We start from the raw sequence: 17,377 nt of genomic DNA, 5'->3' as shown, positions 1-17,377 counted from the left end.
CCCTGTTTACATGTTCTTTTATTTCAGGATACTTCCGTCGTTGACGATGTATACGCTGTTCAGGAAAATCGTGCTCACGGTTTCGTTGTTATTGGCTTTGGCGGGGAAAGCCACCCTGAACTCCTTGGCGATCGGGTCTTCGAAGCCGGAGTAGGTGGTTTTGCAGTAGTCCAGCCATTCTTTAAGACCGTTGCTGGTAAACCACAGCTGACCGTCGATGTACGCGTGGAACACATGACCGGCGTCTACGGAAAAAGTGATCTTCTTTTCCACGTCTTTGGCGATGGACAATGCCGGCACGCGGCCTTTCACCGGGTTGATGAGCGGCAGCGGTTTCGGCAGCGTGGCGGTAGTATTGCTGTTGGCGCTGAACTGGTCGCCGGAGGTGTTGGACGGTACGTTCGTTACCAGCCTTACCTGGTAGTTGTCTGTGGTAGCGGGGTCTACGGTCGGGAAAATTTCCCAGCGTATCTCCTTCAGGAAGGGATAGTTGGGATGCGCCGTGGGCTGTACGAAATACATGGAGAAAGTGATGGCGGAATTGGGCCTGAAATATTTCTTCCATCCGAACTGCGCGCTCACGGAGAACGGGATTTTCAGTTCCGCGAGGTTGAGCGAGCGCCGCAGGTTGGGGCTGCTGGTGCTTTTATTGGATATTTCGATGGTGGACTTCGCCGGGTCCGTGTCGGCTTTCACCGATCTGTCCGTATTACTTTCAGACCAGCCGGAACCGGTAGTGGTAAAGTTGTCCTGGAACTCGTCGAAGAAATACCGGGACACGGTCATGGTGGTGGAACGGGTGGAAGTGTATTTGCCGTCTTTCGCGGTAGCGGTCACGGTGTATTCCCCGGGCACTGCGGGCGCTATCCAGAGATTCTCGAAAAGGTCCTGCGTTCTCCAGCCGTCGAAGGTACCGCCGGTGGCGCTCCAGGAATAGGTGATGTCTTTTCTTTCCCCTTCAACGCCTGCCCATACAGACACTCTCTCTCCGAAATAAAATTCCCTGCCGGCTTTGCTCAGCGTAGTGATCTCTACGGGGTCGCCTTTTTTGCAGGCGGCCATCGATGCGCACAGGGCCAGGGCCAATATGGGATTATATTTTTTGTTTATCATGATCGCGGTTATTTGTTGTTATCGAATTGCTCCTGCGTGGGCTGCACCAGGTACCGGTTCATCACCTGGATAGGGCCGTTGGTGGCCTGGAGGTCAGGCGTGCGCGGGCGTACTTCCTTGTAGGCCGCATCCGGGAATACAAGATAGTTGTTGAAGAAAATATACCCCTCGCGTGTGGCCTGCATATAGATATATATTTTGGCGCGCGGGTTCGTTTCGCTGGTGAGATAAGTGTCTACCCACCTGGGCGTGGAATTGAGATTGGTATAATCCTGGCGGCCTTTCAGGATGTGATATCTCAGCAGGTCTGCCACCACTTTTTTGTCGTATTGCGTCCAGCTGGAGCCTTTGATGGGCGGCAGGGTTGGATCGGGATTGGGAAAGGTGTTCTTGGAAAAGAAGCTGTTGGCGTCTTCCAGGTTGCTGAGCGCAGTGTTGTGCAGCAGCAGGTAGGTGTAACCTTCGGCGGAATACAAAGGCTTGATGTCTTTGTAAGCCGGGTCGCTGTCTACATAATCGATCGCTTCCAGCATGCTGGAGAACAGTTCAGGCCGGGATTGCATGAACTCCATGGCCGTCATGTTCAGTTTATTGTCGTAAAAGGACTGTTCATACTCAAACTTCGGTTGCAGCGGCAGCTTTTTGCAAGCGGAGAACGCCACGCCGCACAACAGCACCGGGAAGATATATTGACGAATGTTTTTCATACACATTTCAGATTGACGGTTTAAGCAATTATTCATCATAAGGCTCGTTCTGGTGATCTTTCAGCAGCGGATTGGCGTTGAACGCGTCGGAGTTGATCGGGTAAAGGATCCTGTACATGCCTTTCGGAACGTTGGCGCTGTTGTCGAACGGTATGGCGCCGGTCCTGGAAGTGAGGATCGGGTTCATCATTTCCCGCAGGTATGCATAACCGTTGTTGCTGAAGTCGTACATCTTGTCGATGCGGCAGAGGTCGAACCAGCGTTTGCCTTCGCCGATAAATTCATATTGCCTTTCTTTCAGGATGAGGCGCTCGATGTATTTCACCTTGTCCGCGCCAACCGGAACGTCTGATTCCTCCACGGTTTCCGTCCAGCCAACGCGCTGGCGAACGGTGTTGAGGATCTCCAGCGCTTCGGCGAAGCGGTTCCTGTGGGTAAGGGCTTCGGCGCGCAGCAGCATCACGTCGGCAAAACGGTAAATGGGGATCTTCACGTTGCACTGGTTGTTGCCTTCGAAAATGAAGTCGCCGCCGGGCGCCGCTTCCCATATGGAGAACTTACCGAACTGCACCACGTTGGCGGCATAATCCGCCTGGAGGTTATAAGTGACAGTATCCCAGCAAAGGTAAAAACGGCCGTCTGTGGTCACATCGTCCACGGTGTGGTTTTTCATTTCCTGCCACAGTTCCGGGCGCACTTTATACTGGTGGGTGTTGGAGCCGGAGCCCAGCTTCTGGCATACGCCTACGCCGGTATTGCCTCTTTCCACATCGCTCCAGAAAAGGTTGAAGATGGTTTCGGAAGATGCTTCAGGATTCACGAACATGTCTTTCCACTGCATCGGGTTGCTTACCCAGGTGCATTTGCTGGTGTTGGCGCAGTTCTCCGAAGCGATCAGCGCTTCGTCGTACTCCTGGAACCACATGTGTACGTCTGTTTGCAAAGCGTATACCGCTGCTTTCTGGATGCGGTATTTGATGCCGAGGGAAGTGAGGTCGTTGCCAACGAGCTCGAGGGAGGCCTTGATGTCGTCCTGGATCTGTTTTTTTACCACGGCGATCGGGGAGCGGGGGTACTGCACCTGCTGGCCGAGGTCTTCCACGGGCTCCAGCGGCATCGGCAATTCACCCCATACGCGCAGGCCGTAGAAGTACAGCAGGGCGCGCAGCGCGTAACACTGGCCGAGGTAATCCTTATAGATGGCCTCGCCCTGATCGCGGTTTTCGGCGATCATTACCGGTAAATATTTAATGCCGAAGTTGCAGAGGGAAATGCCGGTGTAAAGGTCCGTCCAGCGGGTAACGCCGTTGATGTCGGCGTCGTTGGCGGAAAGGTTGTTGTTCAGCATTTTCGTTTGTGCGTTACCGGTACCGGCTACGGTCATGTTGTCTGAACGTACTTCGCCCCAATCGAACCAGTTCGTGCGCAGCACGGTCTGCAATTGGTTGTAGATGCCAGCCATCCAGGCTTTGGCGTCGTTTTTGTCCTGCCAGAATGTTGCGGGGTCCGCGGTGGATACGGGGCTTTCATCCAGCATTTTATTGCACTGCAGGCTGGATACCAGTAGCAGCGCTGTAAATATGATCGTTAGATAGTTAAATCTTTTCATACACTGTTCTTATTAAAATGTGACATTCAAACCTGCACCGATTTCACGCCTGCGGGGATATTTACCCGGATCGTCTCCCGGTTTCAATACGCTGCGCTGCGCTACTTCCGGATCGAAGCCGGTGTATTTGGTCCATGTTAAAAGGTTGTTGCCATATACATAGATGTTCACCATCTGCATACGGGCTTTCCTGGATATTTCGCCGGGCAGGGAATAACCTAACCTCGCGGTTTGCAGCCTGATGAAGGAGCCGTCTTCCAGGAAGTAGCTGCCGCCGCGGCGCATGTTATCCGCCGCTTTGTCGCCCCCGCGGTATACGTCTGTATTCTGCCCGGGATATTTCCACATGTTGTAAATGAAATACGGTTCGGGCGTGGTGTTGCTGTTGGAGAAGGAAGCGGTGTTGCGCCTGTTCTCGTTGTAGATGTCGTTGCCGAAGTTGCCGTAGAAGTTGAAAGACAGCGTGAACGTTTTATAGGTGAAGCTGTTGCTCCAGCCCAGGCTCCAGCGCGGCTGGCCGTAACCGATAATCTTCCTGTCTTCGTTGTCGATGCTGCTGTTGTAAGCGCCGTCTTTATCCGGCATGTTGCGCCAGATGATGTCGCCGCCTTTAGATACAACGCCGCCGGTGGTCATCTGTTTCACTTCGCCGGTATATTTCTGTCCGTCTGGGGTATGATAACCCACCAGTACGGGCTGCATGTTTTTTTCGATGACGATGTTGCCATGACCGTCTTTTGCAAATTCCGGGATCAGCATGGTGGTGTAATCGGGCGTCCAGGCGTTGCTTTGGTCGAACTGGTAAACGCCCATGTACTCATAACCGTAGAAGTTGCCGGCTTCGAGGCCTTCGCCTACATACCAGATGCCGTCTATATAATCGCCGCCGGGCAGATCGGTGATCTTGTTGCGGATGCGGGTCCAGTTCACGGAGGTCATCCACTGGAAGTTTTTGGTATGAACGGGGTATGCGGTGATGCCCAGCTCGATGCCGCTGTTGCGGAGGGTGCCTGCGTTGGTACGCACTTTACCCGGGTAGCCGGCTTCCAGGGGAAGCGGCGCGTCGTACAGCAGGTCGGAGGTGTTTTTCACGAAATAATCGCCTACGAACACGATGCGGCCGTTGAGGAAGGTGAGGTCCAGCCCGATATCCGACTGTACGGTTTGTTCCCATTTCAGGCTGGGATTGCCGAGACGGTTGTTGGTGGTTACGCCGCTAACGCCGTCGTAACGGGAATCCCCGAAAATGAACTGCGTGAGGGCATCGTATTCGCCGATGGCCTGGTTGCCGGTTACGCCCCAGCTGCCGCGGATCTTACCGTCCGTCAGTATCCTGCTGGCCCAACGCATGAAAGGCTCGTCGCTGAAGCGCCAGCCTGCAGACACGGAGGGGAAGTTGCCCCAGCGCGTGTCGCGGCCGAAGCGGGAAGAACCGTCGCGGCGGATGACGCCGTTGACCAGGTACCTGCCTTTGTAGTCATAACCTATGCGGCCGAAGAAGCCCAGCAGGGAAGAATTAACGCCGTCGTTGTAAATATCGGAAGGAGAAAATTCCGAAGCGGCGTTCAACGTCTCCACGGTTTCGGTTACAAACCTGCGACCGGCGAGATTGGTCACTTCTTCCGTATTCTTTTCATAGTTCAGGCCCGCGGTGGCAGACAGGTTGTGATCTTCGTTGAAAGTTCTTTTGTAGCTGAGATACGCGTTGGTCTGCGTTCTGACGGGCAAAACGGAACGTTCGGAACCTGTTGCAACGGGATCGGAGTTGGTGTCGAGCACTTTGGAATTGAACGTTTTGGTTTTGCTCAGCGCAACGTCCGCAGACCCGTCGAGGTGCAGGTTGAGGGAAGGAAGCAATGCGTAGTCGAACGACTGGTAAACGGTTCCGCGGTAGATGTGCGAATTGTTTTTCCGGTAGATAGATTCCGCGAGAGGGTTCCTGCGACCGCCGTTGTTGAAAATAAAACTTCCGTCAGGCAGGTATAGCGCCATGCCGGCAGGGCGTTGCAGCGCCTGGCGGATCACGTTGCCTTCGTCGATATTATTCCGGTCCTGGTACCCCGCAAAAAAACGGGTGGCCATCGTCAGTTTGTTGCTGGGCCTGTATTCGATATTGGTACGGAAAGAAAATCTTTGGTTCTGGCTGTTCCGCACAATGCCTTCTTCGTCGAGATATTGCAGGCCGGTGTAATAGCTGAGCTGTTTGGTGCCGCCTCTCACGCCAAGGTCGAACTGGTTGCGCCGGGCCGTTTGGGTGATGAGGTCCTGGTAGTCATTGTCAGCATTGCGGGCGAACGAAGTGGAATCGTCCGGTTTGGGATCGAGGCCGATGTTGGAACGGCGGTCGAAGATCTGCCTTTCCAGGCGGTTAGCCTGCGGCACGCGGTGGGCCAGTGTGCTCCAGCTGCTGAAATAATCCAGCGTTACCTGCGGTTTGCCTTCTTCACCGCGTTTGGTGGTGATGAGGATAACGCCGTTGGCGGAACGGGAGCCGTAGATGGCGGCGGAGGCTGCGTCTTTCAGGATCTCGATCGACTGGATGTCTTTCGGGTTGATGCTGTTGATGTTGTTCATGGTCACCCCGTCTACGATATACAGCGGTTTAACGCCGGCGTCGGAGAGGGTGGAGAGGCCGCGGATGGTGATGTCCTGCTCGTCTCCGGGCGCGCCGGAGTTGCTCATCACCCTTACGCCGGGGGCCGCGCCCTGGATAGCGTCGAAGATGCTGACGGGCTGTTTTTCCTGGATGGCCTTTTCGCCGATAGAACTGATGGCGGCCGTTACGTCCCGTTTTTTCTGGGTGCCGTAACCTACTACCACCACATCGTTGAGGGTAGAGATGTTTTCGAGCAGGGTAACGTTGATGGTAGTACGATCTCCCACCGGCTCTTCTTTGCTGATAAAGCCCGTCATGGTAAATACCAATGTGGCGCCGGAAGCCACGGAGATCGTGTACCGGCCTTCCATGTCGGCGGCCACGCCTTGTTTGGTACCTTTTACCAATACGGTAACGCCCGGGAGGGGATTACCTTTTTCGTCTCTGATGGCGCCCTGCACTTTTGTTGATTGTGCGAAAGCTGCGCCGGTCCAGGCTTGCAGCAATAGCAGGAAAGTGACAGGTAGAAGCAGCTTCCTGGCGTAGAAGATGCAGGTCTTTGCACTCATGCGTTTTCTCATACGGGAATTCGTTAAGTAGAGTTTTAAAAAAATAGATACAAGTGATTGTGAATTGATATTTGATCGATTGATTCCTGTGTAACAAGCTGTTGACCCAGCGATGAGGTACGGATAAAATCGTTTTCCGAAATGCCGCTTTTTATGCAATCGTTTGATGCAATCGTTTGCATAACGGGACAAAAAAATAGCGGCCAACGTCGGTTACTTTTTTTTGAACGATAAAATTTTTTTGCTGACCTGTTGATTTAACATGAATCTGTTCGTAGTGAAAAAAAATGTTTGATCTAAGTAGGCAAGACCGGATAAACAATTCCACCAGCCAATTTTGGTTAGTTTGTTGTTGAATTCATAACGCGTCCAATGTTCTTTATTCAAAGCTCTTCTAATTCGCCTGAAATTCCTTGTCCTTTATTCTCTATTAGTGGTATTTTTTTGCCATAGGCCTCGGGCCGCAGATTTTGCGCATGCCAGCGCAGGAGCAAGTGCTGTATTTAGAAGGTAGCAGGGAAAAGTTGAAAATAGTATCAGTTTTTAACAATTCTATACGACCGGGAAGGGAAACCCGGTCACAAGATCTGGCGGTATTATTAAAAGGAATAATTTTTTAGTTTAGTTTCTCAATCAGGCACATGAGCAAAACACAATTTTTCCAGCAGATCCGCAGGTATTACCCGGTTACGGAAGCATCCGGGCAGGCCTGGGCAGACCTCTTAAAGGAAAAAACGTACCGCAGGGGCGAGCTGCTGGTAATGGAAGGCCAGGTGCCCCGGAAATTCGCTTTTATCTGCCAGGGACTGGCCTATCAGTCTTATTTGCCGCCGGAAGGCGAGATGATCATTAAATACTTTTTCCCTGAAAACCGCCTGGCGGCGTCTGTCACCGCAACCATGACCGGCACGCCGAGCAAATTTGCCATTACGGCCATTGAAGACACAACGGTGCTGGAATATGATTTCAGTTCGTTCAGAAAACTGGTGGACACGCACCAGGATATCGCCCTGTTTTACATCAATTACCTGGAGAAACATTGGGTGATCGAAAAAGAACCGCTCGAAATCGCCTTTCGTTCGGAAACGGCGGCCACGCGTTACCAGCAGTTCCTGCTGTCTCATGGCCCGATCCTGCCGCGCCTTAAAAAATACCACATTGCTTCTTACCTTGGCATTACGCCTACCCAGCTGAGCCGCATCATCAGCGGCAAATAATTTTTCCGTTTCTCAACATTTGTAAATTTTTTTCCGGTACCGGTTGGCGAATTTCGTATTGTCAAATCATAACGCATGAAAAACTATCAAACCGAGCTCAAATGGGCGGGTATCCACTTCCTGGTGTATCTGGCCTGGATGTTTACAGAACATGTATGCGGGCTGCACGGCCGCCATATCCAATATCAGCAGCTGGTATCGGCGTTTATCCTTTTGCCCTCGTTATTGATCTATGTGCTCGCTTTACGCGAAAAGAAAATGAAAGTTTTCCGCGGAACGATCACCTTCCGCCAGGCCTTTAAAAGCGGCATGCTGCTGACCCTGTTCATGGTCTTGCTCAGCCCGTTGAGCCAGCTCATCACCACCGGGCTCATTTCCCCGGAGTATTTTGAAAATATGCGGGAATTTGCGGTGTCCCGGCGGCAGATGTCGGCGCAGGAAGCGGAATCACGGCTGAACACCGGGGCTTTTATCGTGCAAAGCGTTGTGGGCGGGCTGATCACGGGTGCGGTTTTCTCGGTTATCGTTTCGCTGTTTATCAGAAGCAGGAAGGTTTCGGTGGTGTCTTCATGATGGAGGGATCGAAGGGAATAAAATAAAAGAGGCTTCTTTACGGAAGCCTCTTTTATTTTTCGTCCGGGAGCGCGGAATTTTTCGAACGAAAACAGGAAATGGACAGGCTATAGCGAGGTGCTTTTGCCGGCAAAAATAGTATCATATCTGGTCAAATCTGCTGTTGTAGAACCGCGGTAGCATCGTCAACTTTATAACAACGATTTTCCGGGAACCGGTAGGTTTTCGATGGACTATTTTAATTCTTTTTTATGCGTAAACTAACTAAATTACTATTGAAGGTACTGGGCCCCGTCTGCCTGGTGCTACCAGCTACTTTATTGTATGCCCAGGATGCCCTGAAGGTTAAAGGAAAGGTAATTGCAGCGGTGGAGCGGATCGCCTTGCCCGGTGCTACTATCAGGTCAGAAAAAGGCAATCAAAACACCGTTTCGGACGCAGAGGGGAATTTTGAAGTTCAGGTAACGCGCGGAAGCCGGATCACGATCACAATGGTAGGGTACCAGCCATTAACCATAACGGTATCCTCATCTGAAGTTTTGGCGGAACTGAAAACTTCCACGTCAAATATGGATGAGGTGGTTGTAGTGGGATACGGAAACCAGTCTAAAGCCAAAATGACTTCCGCGGTTTCATCTATTAATTCCGATGATGTGCAGATGATCCCTACCTCCAACTTATCCAATGTTTTGGCCGGAAGGTTATCCGGTACGTTTGTAAGCAGCCAGACGGGAACACCCGGCGCCGGGTCCAACATTAAGATCCGGGCAGCCTCTTCGTTTAGCGGAAATACGGTCCCGGTATTTGTTATCGACGGCGTAGTGAGGGATAAGACGAGTTTCGACGCCCTGGACCCCAATGAAGTATCCGACATCACCATATTGAAAGATGCTGCTTCCGCCGCCATTTACGGATCACGGTCGTCAAACGGGGTTGTGCTGGTTAAAACAAAAACAGGCAAAAGCGGCCGGCCGGTATTTCAGTTCACCACTACATTCAATACCCAACGTACCGGCAAGCTCCCTGAATATATGCCGCTGAAAGACGGATTGGAGCTTTCCAGGTCGGTTAATGGCGGGATGAGTGACGAGGAAATTGACTGGGTGCTGAAAACAAATCCTAAAGGGGAAAATTATTACGATGCGGCATATACAAATCCCAATAGTCAGCGGCATGTTCTGGGGTTGTCTGGCGGCAACGATAAAATTACCTATTATATGGGCGGCTCTTATTTTAATGAAAATGGGTTTTTGCCCAATGTATGGTATAAGAAATACAATCTTAGAGGGAACATCCAGGCTACGCCGGTTAAGAACCTTACGTTAGGGCTGAATTTAAGCTCCAGTTTCGGCACCTTTAACCGGTTCAATTTTACATACGATTACGGATCTTCGGACCTGAATAACCTTTGGGGAAAGTTGCTGTATTGGGATGTGTTTGCACCTCCCTACATCAACGGTAAGCCGGTTGATCCCGGCTGGCTGGGGAACCCGGTGGAGATGATGCGGAACGGCGGCTACTACAGAAACAGGAACCAGCTCATGGATGGCCTGGTGACCGTGGAATACAAAGTGCCTTTTGTGGAAGGGCTAAGCGTAAAAGCGGCGTACAGCAGGAATTTTGCCAATAACTATATCAAGACATTTGCAAAAAAGCAGCCCTTGTATCAGTTTAAAAAGGCTGGCGCCAACAGTCTTATTTATACCGATACAATAATTGGAACGATAAAAAGCGGCGACCCGGGCACCGAATATCTTGGGAACGAATATGGGAGAACGGATAATTATCAGTTGAATACGCAGTTGAATTACACCCGGAGTTTTGGGAAGCATAGTGTAGATGTACTGGCTGCTTACGAGCAGTTTGAGGGGGCCTACAATTATACGTCGATGTACCGTTACAACTTTCCGCTGTTTCCTACGGACCAGTTCTTTGCCGCCAGCGCCAATAACGCCGATTGGTCAACGGGAGGTAATGAGTCGCAGGATGGCAGGTTGTCTTATATAGGGCGTTTGAGCTATGATTATGATGGAAAATACCTGCTCACCGCATCGGTAAGAAGGGATGGTTCCGTAAAGTTTGCGCCTGATAAACGCTGGGGCTGGTTCCCTTCCGTCTCTGTGGGCTGGGTGTTATCTAAAGAACCTTTCTTTCGGAAAACAGCTATCGCGTCATCTTTGAACTTTTTAAAGATAAGAGGATCGTTTGCAACTACGGGTAATGATGCGATTGGTGGCTGGCAGTGGCTGGACCAATATAACATCCAGTCAAGTACGTATTACCTGGGTAACCCCGGTGTTGCCGCTCCAAGGCTTAATTATGGCGGAATCCCGAATACGGCGCTAACCTGGGAAGCTTCAAATTCCATAGACCTGGGGCTGGAACTTACGGCCTTCAACCACGTACGGCTGGTGGCCGATTATTGGAAACGCCATACCTACGATATCCTGGGAAGCAGGATATTGGCGATCCCCGCGGAATTTGGAGGCGCATTGCCCGCTGAAAATTATGGGGCAATGAACTCCAATGGGTTCGAATTGGAACTGGGATACGAGAATACCATTGGCAACGACTTTCACTATGAAGTAAAAGGTATTTTCAGCTATGCCACCAATAAGGTCATAAAAAAAGACGTTGCGGCAAATGCACGGCCCTTCGAAAATCCCAATGGCAAAACAAGCGCATACGGGTTCGGGTACCAGGCGCAAGGCATTATACGTACCCAGGAAGACCTGGACAAATTGCCCGCCGGGTTTACCATTAATGGTGTGAAGCCGGCACTGGGCGATATGTTGATGGCAGACCTTAGCGGGCCGGAAGGAAAGCCGGACAATATGGTAGACGGCTACGACCAGGTTGTGTTAGGCGACTACTTTGGCGCCAACAATGCCCCGGTAACTTTTGGTCTGAATCTTTCCTTATCCTATAAAGGCTTTGGCATTGAAACCCTCCTTTCCGGCCTTTCCGGTTTCAAGGTCAGCTATAACGACGCCTGGGGCAGGAATTTTGGCGGCGGCGGTAAAGTGCCTGTATATCACGCCGATTCCTGGACCGCGGATAACCCGGATGGAACTACCCCCAAAATTTATCCCTGGGGCGATGCGCATTCCTATGGGTATACCTGGACCTCAACATTCAATGTATATAAAGGAGATTTCCTGCGCATGAAATATTTAAACCTGAATTACCAGTTGCCCGCCGCTGTAATCAGGAAGATCAATGCAAAAGACCTGAGGGTTTTTGCGGCCGCAACCAACCTGTTCTATATTTCTAAATTTAAATACTATGATCCGGAGCTTTACCAGTTTATGAGTTATCCTACCATGAAGACTTTTTCGATCGGGCTGGACCTGAAATTTTAAGATGTGAGCCGAAGCACGCATAGTTATTAAATTTCCAATTTTTAAATCAAAGAAAATGAGAGATATTATAAAACTGAAAGTACCGGTTGTTGCGGCACTGCTGGTATTGGCAGGTTGCAGCAAAGTGCTGGACAAAAAGAACCTGGCCGCGGTTGACCCCGGGCAGGTATGGTCAGACCCGAATATAGCAACGGCTTATCTGAATGGGATCTATGCCGCGATGATGCCCGGCAACCCGAGCGGGTCCGCAAACGGGACCGATGAGGGAGTGGCCTATCAGAAACAGACCAATGCCTGGTTCAGAGGGACCGCCACTTTTGATTCTTACAATAATTTCGGGCAATATAACAACATCAGGTCCGTCAACATCCTGCTGGATAACATTGATCGATCGTCTTTTACGCAGGCAGATAAAGATAAGCTGAAAGGCGAGGGGCTTTTTTGGAGAGCCTGGGCTTATCACAACCTGGTAAGCAGCTACGGAGGCGTACCGCTGATCCTGAACGCACAGGCGCCCACTTCCGATTTAACACAGCTTCAAATGCCAAGGAACAAAACATCTGAATGTGTTACACAAATTTTGAAAGACCTGGATGACGCCATCGGCTTGCTGCCAGACGCCTTTACCGGGAACGACGTGGGCCGGATCGATAAAGGCGCCGCACTGGCATTTAAAGGACGGGTGCTGCTGTTTTATGCCAGCCCGTTGTTTAACGGGTTGGGCGGGGTTGCATCCTGGCAAAAAGCGTACGACGCCAACCTGGCAGCCAGGAACTTCCTGGACGAAAGAGGCAAAGGGCTTTATGCTCCCTACAGCAAGATCTGGGAAGATGAACTGAACAAAGAGGTGATCATGGTGCGCCGGTACAATTACCCGCAGGCTACTTACTTTCAGGGCGGGTTAATGCCGCTGAACTGGTCTAAAGACGACGTGGGTTATGACCGGCCTTCGCTTGACCTGGTAGATGCCTTTCCAATGAAAGACGGCTCCGGCTGGAAGGACCAGGCAAGAAGCTACGACACGTTGTTCCGTAACCGGGACGACCGGTTTTATGCAAATATTTACTATAATGGGGCGCCCAACCAGTATTTAAAAGGAATGCGGGACGACAAAAGTTATCTGTGGACCTATTTTACCGCTATTACCAACTATTCCGGGGCTACCGGTATTGAGGGGGCGCATAACCAGGTAACCACAGATCCGCTTTGGTCGAACTCCAGTTTTTACCGGATCAAGGCAATTGACAAAAACCTGGACAAGGGAACGGTTTACAATGCGGCCGTCGACTGGCCGGAGATCCGTTATGCGGAAGTATTGATGAACCTGGGTGAATGCGCTAATGAGCTGGGGAAAACAACCGAAGCGATAGACGTGCTGAAGCTGATCCGCAACAGGGCGGGCATTACCGCCGGAGCGGACGGGAATTACGGTATTAAGGCGACCTCGCAGCCGGATCTCAGGGCGGTTTACCAGAAAGAACGTTTCGTAGAATTTTGTTTCGAAGGCAAACGCTGGTCCGACCTGCGCCGGTGGAAATTATTCGGAATGGTGAATGCATTAAAACAGCGGCATGGCATTGCCCTTTTATTAAAACCAGGCCAGCCGAATGTTTCGCCGCTGGATGATATTAATGTGGTATGGGACCGGTTTACGACAACTGTTGTAGAAACCGATGCGGTGGATATCGCATTGAAGGATCAGTATTACATCTACGGTATCCCCAAAGCGATACTGGACCGCAATCCCCTGTTAAAACAAAATAATAACTGGGGCGGCGATTTTGATCCTCTTCAGTAAACGTATCAAAATAAACAGGCAGACTTTAGTTTTTTACTGAAAATGAAATGAGGTTGCCGGTTTTTAAATAAGTTCCGAATGTTTAAAAAAGCATGTTTGTTGCTTGCCGTTTTGTGCACTGCCGGTATGGTTTCCGCGCAATGGACATTTAATACGGCATGCTTTAAAATACACATTAACAGCAGCGGGTTCATCACCAGTATGAAAAATACCACGGTAACGCCCCAAAGGGAGTTCAGTCCTGCAGACAAGCCTTCTCCGCTGATGCAGATTTACGACGGGCGAAAGAAGATCTATTATGCGCCGGTTAAAGCTGCATATCATGCAAAGGGAAAATTGCTGGAGCTGACTTTTTCGAATGGATCGGTGGCGCATATCCGGATCGAACCGCAGAAGAAATATTTTAAACTGCAGCTGCAGTCACTCTCAAACCGGGCGGAAATTGAGGCGGTACAGTGGGGGGCCTATCATACCAATATCTCCAACCTGATGGGGGAGATCATCGGCGTGGCGCGGGATACCAGCGCCGCGGTAAACTATGCCATTGGTATGCTGGCGTTAAACGACAATACGCTGGGAGGCAAGGCTGCCACGGTTGGCGATGCCGCTCCCTTTCAGTACATCGTTCATACGCCGGACGCAAAACGTTTTCCCCTTCCGGATACTTTGCACGAAGGCCAGGTGTTCAGCCTGGGGGGTAATGGCATCAGCGATGTGGCGTTCTATGCGCATAAAGAGCCCTGGTACCGGATGGTGTATGGTGATGCAGCGCAGGTAGATAAAGCAGGGCGGATCTCCATCTCCTATCAATCGAGAAACCGCTCCGTCAAGCGGGAGATATTTTTCTCGCTGATCCCCCATATGGCGGCGAACATTCCCAATCATATTGATGTACAGCCCTTGCCGGGCGTAGATTACATCGGCTCTTCGGTAGCTTTATGGGGCAGTCCGGACAGTACGGCGCTGATGGGTGTGATCCGGGAAATCGTTCTGTCGGAAAAATTGCCCTATCCCACCATTAATGGTAAATGGGTAAAAGACCCGGCGGCATTTGTTCCGGATGCGCTGGCCGCGGGAAACCTGAACGACAGCATCGTATCATATGCCAGCCGCCTGGGTTTCAAGGCCATTAGTTTGTACGACCAGGGATTTTTAAGGCCTGACCGCGGAAATGAAGGTTATATTGATGGAAAACATTTTGAACGGAAGCCCATCAAAATGACTGCCGGCAACCAAAGCCACAAAGAGTTGTCAGCAATGGCGGCGAAGTATGGGATCATGATCGGCAGAACCCCCATCACGAATGCACTGGCGCCGGGCACCAAAGATGCCAGCCCGGTGCCGAGCGATAGCCTCTGTTACCAGCAAAAACGGCTGCTTGCAAAAAACATCAGTGAAACGGATACCATCATTGTAGTGGATGATCCCAGGTATCTTGAAGAAATTGCCAGCTGGGAGGGGCATTGCGCCGACTTAAACATGGTAAAGATCGGAAAGGAACTGATCCATTACCTGGGAGTGTCTGACCGTCGGCCGTACCGGTTGCTCAATGTAAAGCGTGGTTACTGGAAAACAACGCCCGCCGGTCATGCGGCAGGCGATACGATCTATAAGCTCCAGGTAACGGTGAACTACGGCTACGACGGTGTTATCCCCAATATGCAGCTGCAGGATGAAATTGCAAAGTACTACGCCGATGTTTGCAAAATAAACGGGCTGGCCTACTATGATTTCGACGGGCAGGAGTTTCTCTTCAACAACGGGCATGGATACTATTCCGTCAAACGGTTTTTCCGGAAGATGTTTGAGCGGGCAAAAAAGCTGGGTGTGCCCTATATCCGTTTTACCGGGGCCACCTTGTCGGAAGGCTCCTGGCATTACCAGAGTATCTGGAATGTTGGCGGCGGCAGCAACCTTTATGATGTGAATACCCGGGAATGGGGCAGTACCACCAGCCAGGGCAAAGACCTCCGGGATGTTACCTATGCTAATTTTTTCCCGGTAGGCATGGGCGGGAATTTCCCCATCACCGCAAAATCAACGGTAGCGGAATACGAACACATACAGGCCATTTCAGTGGGTTTGGGTACTACCTACAGCCTGCGGCTGAACCAGAAAGATGTGGAGAGTTGTCCGCAGAAGGAAGCCATCTTTAGCGTAATCCGCACCTGGGAAGATGCCCGGGCTGCCAATGCTTTTCCACGCTGGGTGAAAAATATGCTGTCTGATCCTGCCAAAAGCTGGAGGCTGGAGGCGAAAGATCAAAATACCTGGGCCCTTTTTCAAATGGTTGACGGAAGCAGCCCCCGGCCCATTGTATTAAAAAGAGCGCAGGGGTATTAGCTGCAACGTCAATGTGGGAAAGAATCTTAGCATAGGATTCAATCATACGGACGAAAAACCAAATAAGCCGCTAACATGTTAACATGTTAGCGGCTTATTTATATCGTATTGTACCGCGTACGGGAGTCGAACCCGTCATTCCTCCGTGAAAGGGAGGCGTCTTAGCCGATTGACCAACGCGGCATTGGTCATTTTTGGGATGGCAAAGGTAGGTGTTTCATTCACAAATCCAAAAAAATCCCCGGAGAATTTTATTGAGCTGCAACCACTTGCTCTTTCTGCCGGTGCATATTCCCCCAGGCAGACATACACTGCAGCATCGCCTCCGTCGATTTCCCCAGCTCCGTCAGCTCATATTCCACCCGCGGCGGTACCTCCGGGAACACGTTCCTTTTCACCAGCCCGTGCTCCTCCAGCTCCCGCAGCTGCGCCACCAGCATCCGCTCCGAAACCCCCGGGATCGCCCTGCGCAATTCGTTGTAACGCATCCGGCCCTCCAGCAGGTTATACAAAATCGACGCTTTCCACCGGCCGCCGATCACATGCAGGGTATAAGCCATCCCGCAATTCCGGAGGATCAATTCCTCGTTGCGGGCGTTTGTAGAATCCTGTTTTCGCATACTTACTTTTTTGTTAGTACTTAACAATTTTAGCTGTACCTGCAAAGTTAGTGCTTCCGGTTTACTTTTGAGGTATGAAAACATTACAGCATAAAACCGCCCTCGTTACGGGCGGCAGCCGCGGCATCGGCGCGGCCATCGCCAAAAGACTGGCCAAAGAAGGCGCAAACGTTGCCATCACTTACCAGGCCTCCGCAGAAAAAGCGGCCGCCGTCGTAAAAGAAATAGAAGCATTAGGCGTGAAAGGGCTCGCCATCCAGGCAGACAGTGCAGACCCGCATGCGGTTACCGCCGCGGTAGACCGTACGGCCCGGGAGCTCGGCGGGCTGGATATCATCGTCAACAATGCCGGCATCGGCCTGTACAAAGACATTACCGAGTTCACCATCGAAGACTTCGATCTCGTATCCGCCGTAAACGTGCGCGCCGTATTCGCCGGCTCCAAAGCAGCGCTGGCCTACATGGGCAGGGGAGGCCGCATCATCAACATCGGCAGCTGCCAGGCGGAAAGAATGCCCACCCCCGGCGGATCGCTCTACGCCATGAGCAAAAGCGCGCTGGTAGGGCTTACAAAAGGAATGGCCCGCGACCTCGGCCCCAAAGGCATCACCGTCAACGCAGTTCACCCCGGCCCGATCGATACCGATATGAACCCGGCCAACGGCCCGCACGCTGATTATGAACGTTCTATCATGGCAATTCCCGAATTTGGTACCGGGGAAGATATCGCCGCCATGGTGGCCTATCTCGCTGGTCCCGAGAGCAGTTACGTTACCGGCGCTGGTTTTGTAGTAGACGGCGGAACGAATATTTAACATTTTCAATGCATAATATATTTCATTTACCGGGATATTTTGTCTAGTATTACAC

The 17,377-nt window shown here is 51.3% G+C and carries 11 protein-coding genes and 1 tRNA gene; 6 read left to right on the top strand and 6 right to left on the bottom strand.

Annotated features, from left to right (window positions below; translation table 11 throughout):
• Window positions 1-18: 18 nt before the first annotated feature.
• From J7I43_RS08630 to J7I43_RS08615, 4 genes are read right to left on the bottom strand one after another with little or no spacing between them, the layout of a single operon-like run.
• Window positions 19-1,113 (bottom strand): hypothetical protein, encoded by a 1,095-nt coding sequence (locus J7I43_RS08630; protein ID WP_209145270.1) that lies wholly within the window; start codon window positions 1,111-1,113, stop codon window positions 19-21.
• Between the two features lie 8 nt (window positions 1,114-1,121).
• Entirely contained in the window at window positions 1,122-1,820 is a 699-nt protein-coding gene (locus tag J7I43_RS08625; protein ID WP_209145269.1) for a fasciclin domain-containing protein, read from the bottom strand.
• A gap of 28 nt (window positions 1,821-1,848) precedes the next feature.
• Window positions 1,849-3,429 (bottom strand): RagB/SusD family nutrient uptake outer membrane protein, encoded by a 1,581-nt coding sequence (locus J7I43_RS08620; RefSeq protein WP_209145268.1) that lies wholly within the window; start codon window positions 3,427-3,429, stop codon window positions 1,849-1,851.
• Between the two features lie 12 nt (window positions 3,430-3,441).
• Window positions 3,442-6,606 carry a SusC/RagA family TonB-linked outer membrane protein gene (locus tag J7I43_RS08615; protein ID WP_209145267.1) on the bottom strand — a complete coding sequence of 1,055 codons (3,165 nt, stop codon included), beginning with the start codon at window positions 6,604-6,606 and terminating at the stop codon, window positions 3,442-3,444.
• Between the two features lie 629 nt (window positions 6,607-7,235).
• On the opposite strand from J7I43_RS08615, the gene J7I43_RS08610 reads away from it, so the two are divergent.
• The 5 genes from J7I43_RS08610 (at window position 7,236) to J7I43_RS08590 (ending at window position 15,887) form a co-directional block, all read left to right on the top strand.
• On the top strand, window positions 7,236-7,811 hold the full coding sequence (locus J7I43_RS08610) for a Crp/Fnr family transcriptional regulator (RefSeq protein WP_209145266.1): 576 nt from the start codon (window positions 7,236-7,238) through the stop codon (window positions 7,809-7,811).
• A 75-nt stretch (window positions 7,812-7,886) separates the two neighbouring features.
• Window positions 7,887-8,384, top strand: a complete 498-nt coding sequence (locus J7I43_RS08605; protein ID WP_209145265.1) for a DUF4199 domain-containing protein — start codon at window positions 7,887-7,889, stop codon at window positions 8,382-8,384.
• A gap of 251 nt (window positions 8,385-8,635) precedes the next feature.
• Complete coding sequence (locus J7I43_RS08600; protein WP_209145264.1) at window positions 8,636-11,746, top strand: SusC/RagA family TonB-linked outer membrane protein; 3,111 nt, start codon at window positions 8,636-8,638, stop codon at window positions 11,744-11,746.
• 55 nt (window positions 11,747-11,801) lie between these two features.
• Window positions 11,802-13,544, top strand: coding sequence for a RagB/SusD family nutrient uptake outer membrane protein (locus J7I43_RS08595; RefSeq protein WP_209145263.1), 1,743 nt, complete (start codon window positions 11,802-11,804; stop codon window positions 13,542-13,544).
• Between the two features lie 201 nt (window positions 13,545-13,745).
• The gene (locus J7I43_RS08590) at window positions 13,746-15,887 is read left to right on the top strand and encodes a hypothetical protein (protein ID WP_209145262.1); all 2,142 of its coding nucleotides are present in this window, start codon (window positions 13,746-13,748) and stop codon (window positions 15,885-15,887) included.
• Window positions 15,888-15,998: 111 nt separating this feature from the next.
• Here J7I43_RS08590 and J7I43_RS08585 read toward each other — a convergent pair.
• Together J7I43_RS08585 and J7I43_RS08580 are read right to left on the bottom strand one after the other, a co-directional pair.
• A tRNA-Glu gene (locus J7I43_RS08585) sits at window positions 15,999-16,070 on the bottom strand.
• 68 nt (window positions 16,071-16,138) lie between these two features.
• A complete protein-coding gene (locus tag J7I43_RS08580) occupies window positions 16,139-16,507 on the bottom strand; it encodes a winged helix-turn-helix transcriptional regulator (protein ID WP_236023341.1) in 369 nt (122 codons plus the stop codon).
• 74 nt (window positions 16,508-16,581) lie between these two features.
• Between J7I43_RS08580 and J7I43_RS08575 the strand changes: the two genes are divergently transcribed.
• The gene (locus J7I43_RS08575; RefSeq protein WP_209145261.1) at window positions 16,582-17,322 is read left to right on the top strand and encodes an SDR family NAD(P)-dependent oxidoreductase; all 741 of its coding nucleotides are present in this window, start codon (window positions 16,582-16,584) and stop codon (window positions 17,320-17,322) included.
• The last annotated feature ends 55 nt before the right edge of the window (window positions 17,323-17,377 follow it).

Source organism: Chitinophaga chungangae (genome assembly GCF_017742215.1).
GTDB lineage: Bacteria > Bacteroidota > Bacteroidia > Chitinophagales > Chitinophagaceae > Chitinophaga > Chitinophaga chungangae.
The sequence above is the reverse complement of the archived record's forward strand: the minus strand, read 5'-3'. Positions and strand labels throughout refer to the sequence as shown.

What these genes read in the sequence shown, in the direction of transcription:
- J7I43_RS08630 (WP_209145270.1), bottom strand. Translation starts at nt 1,113, where the DNA reads ATGATAAACAAAAAATATAATCCCATATTGGCCCTGGCCCTGTGCGCA.
- J7I43_RS08625 (WP_209145269.1), bottom strand. Translation starts at nt 1,820, where the DNA reads ATGAAAAACATTCGTCAATATATCTTCCCGGTGCTGTTGTGCGGCGTG.
- J7I43_RS08620 (WP_209145268.1), bottom strand. Translation starts at nt 3,429, where the DNA reads ATGAAAAGATTTAACTATCTAACGATCATATTTACAGCGCTGCTACTG.
- J7I43_RS08615 (WP_209145267.1), bottom strand. Translation starts at nt 6,606, where the DNA reads ATGAGAAAACGCATGAGTGCAAAGACCTGCATCTTCTACGCCAGGAAG.
- J7I43_RS08610 (WP_209145266.1), top strand. Translation starts at nt 7,236, where the DNA reads ATGAGCAAAACACAATTTTTCCAGCAGATCCGCAGGTATTACCCGGTT.
- J7I43_RS08605 (WP_209145265.1), top strand. Translation starts at nt 7,887, where the DNA reads ATGAAAAACTATCAAACCGAGCTCAAATGGGCGGGTATCCACTTCCTG.
- J7I43_RS08600 (WP_209145264.1), top strand. Translation starts at nt 8,636, where the DNA reads ATGCGTAAACTAACTAAATTACTATTGAAGGTACTGGGCCCCGTCTGC.
- J7I43_RS08595 (WP_209145263.1), top strand. Translation starts at nt 11,802, where the DNA reads ATGAGAGATATTATAAAACTGAAAGTACCGGTTGTTGCGGCACTGCTG.
- J7I43_RS08590 (WP_209145262.1), top strand. Translation starts at nt 13,746, where the DNA reads ATGAAAAATACCACGGTAACGCCCCAAAGGGAGTTCAGTCCTGCAGAC.
- J7I43_RS08580 (WP_236023341.1), bottom strand. Translation starts at nt 16,507, where the DNA reads ATGCGAAAACAGGATTCTACAAACGCCCGCAACGAGGAATTGATCCTC.
- J7I43_RS08575 (WP_209145261.1), top strand. Translation starts at nt 16,582, where the DNA reads ATGAAAACATTACAGCATAAAACCGCCCTCGTTACGGGCGGCAGCCGC.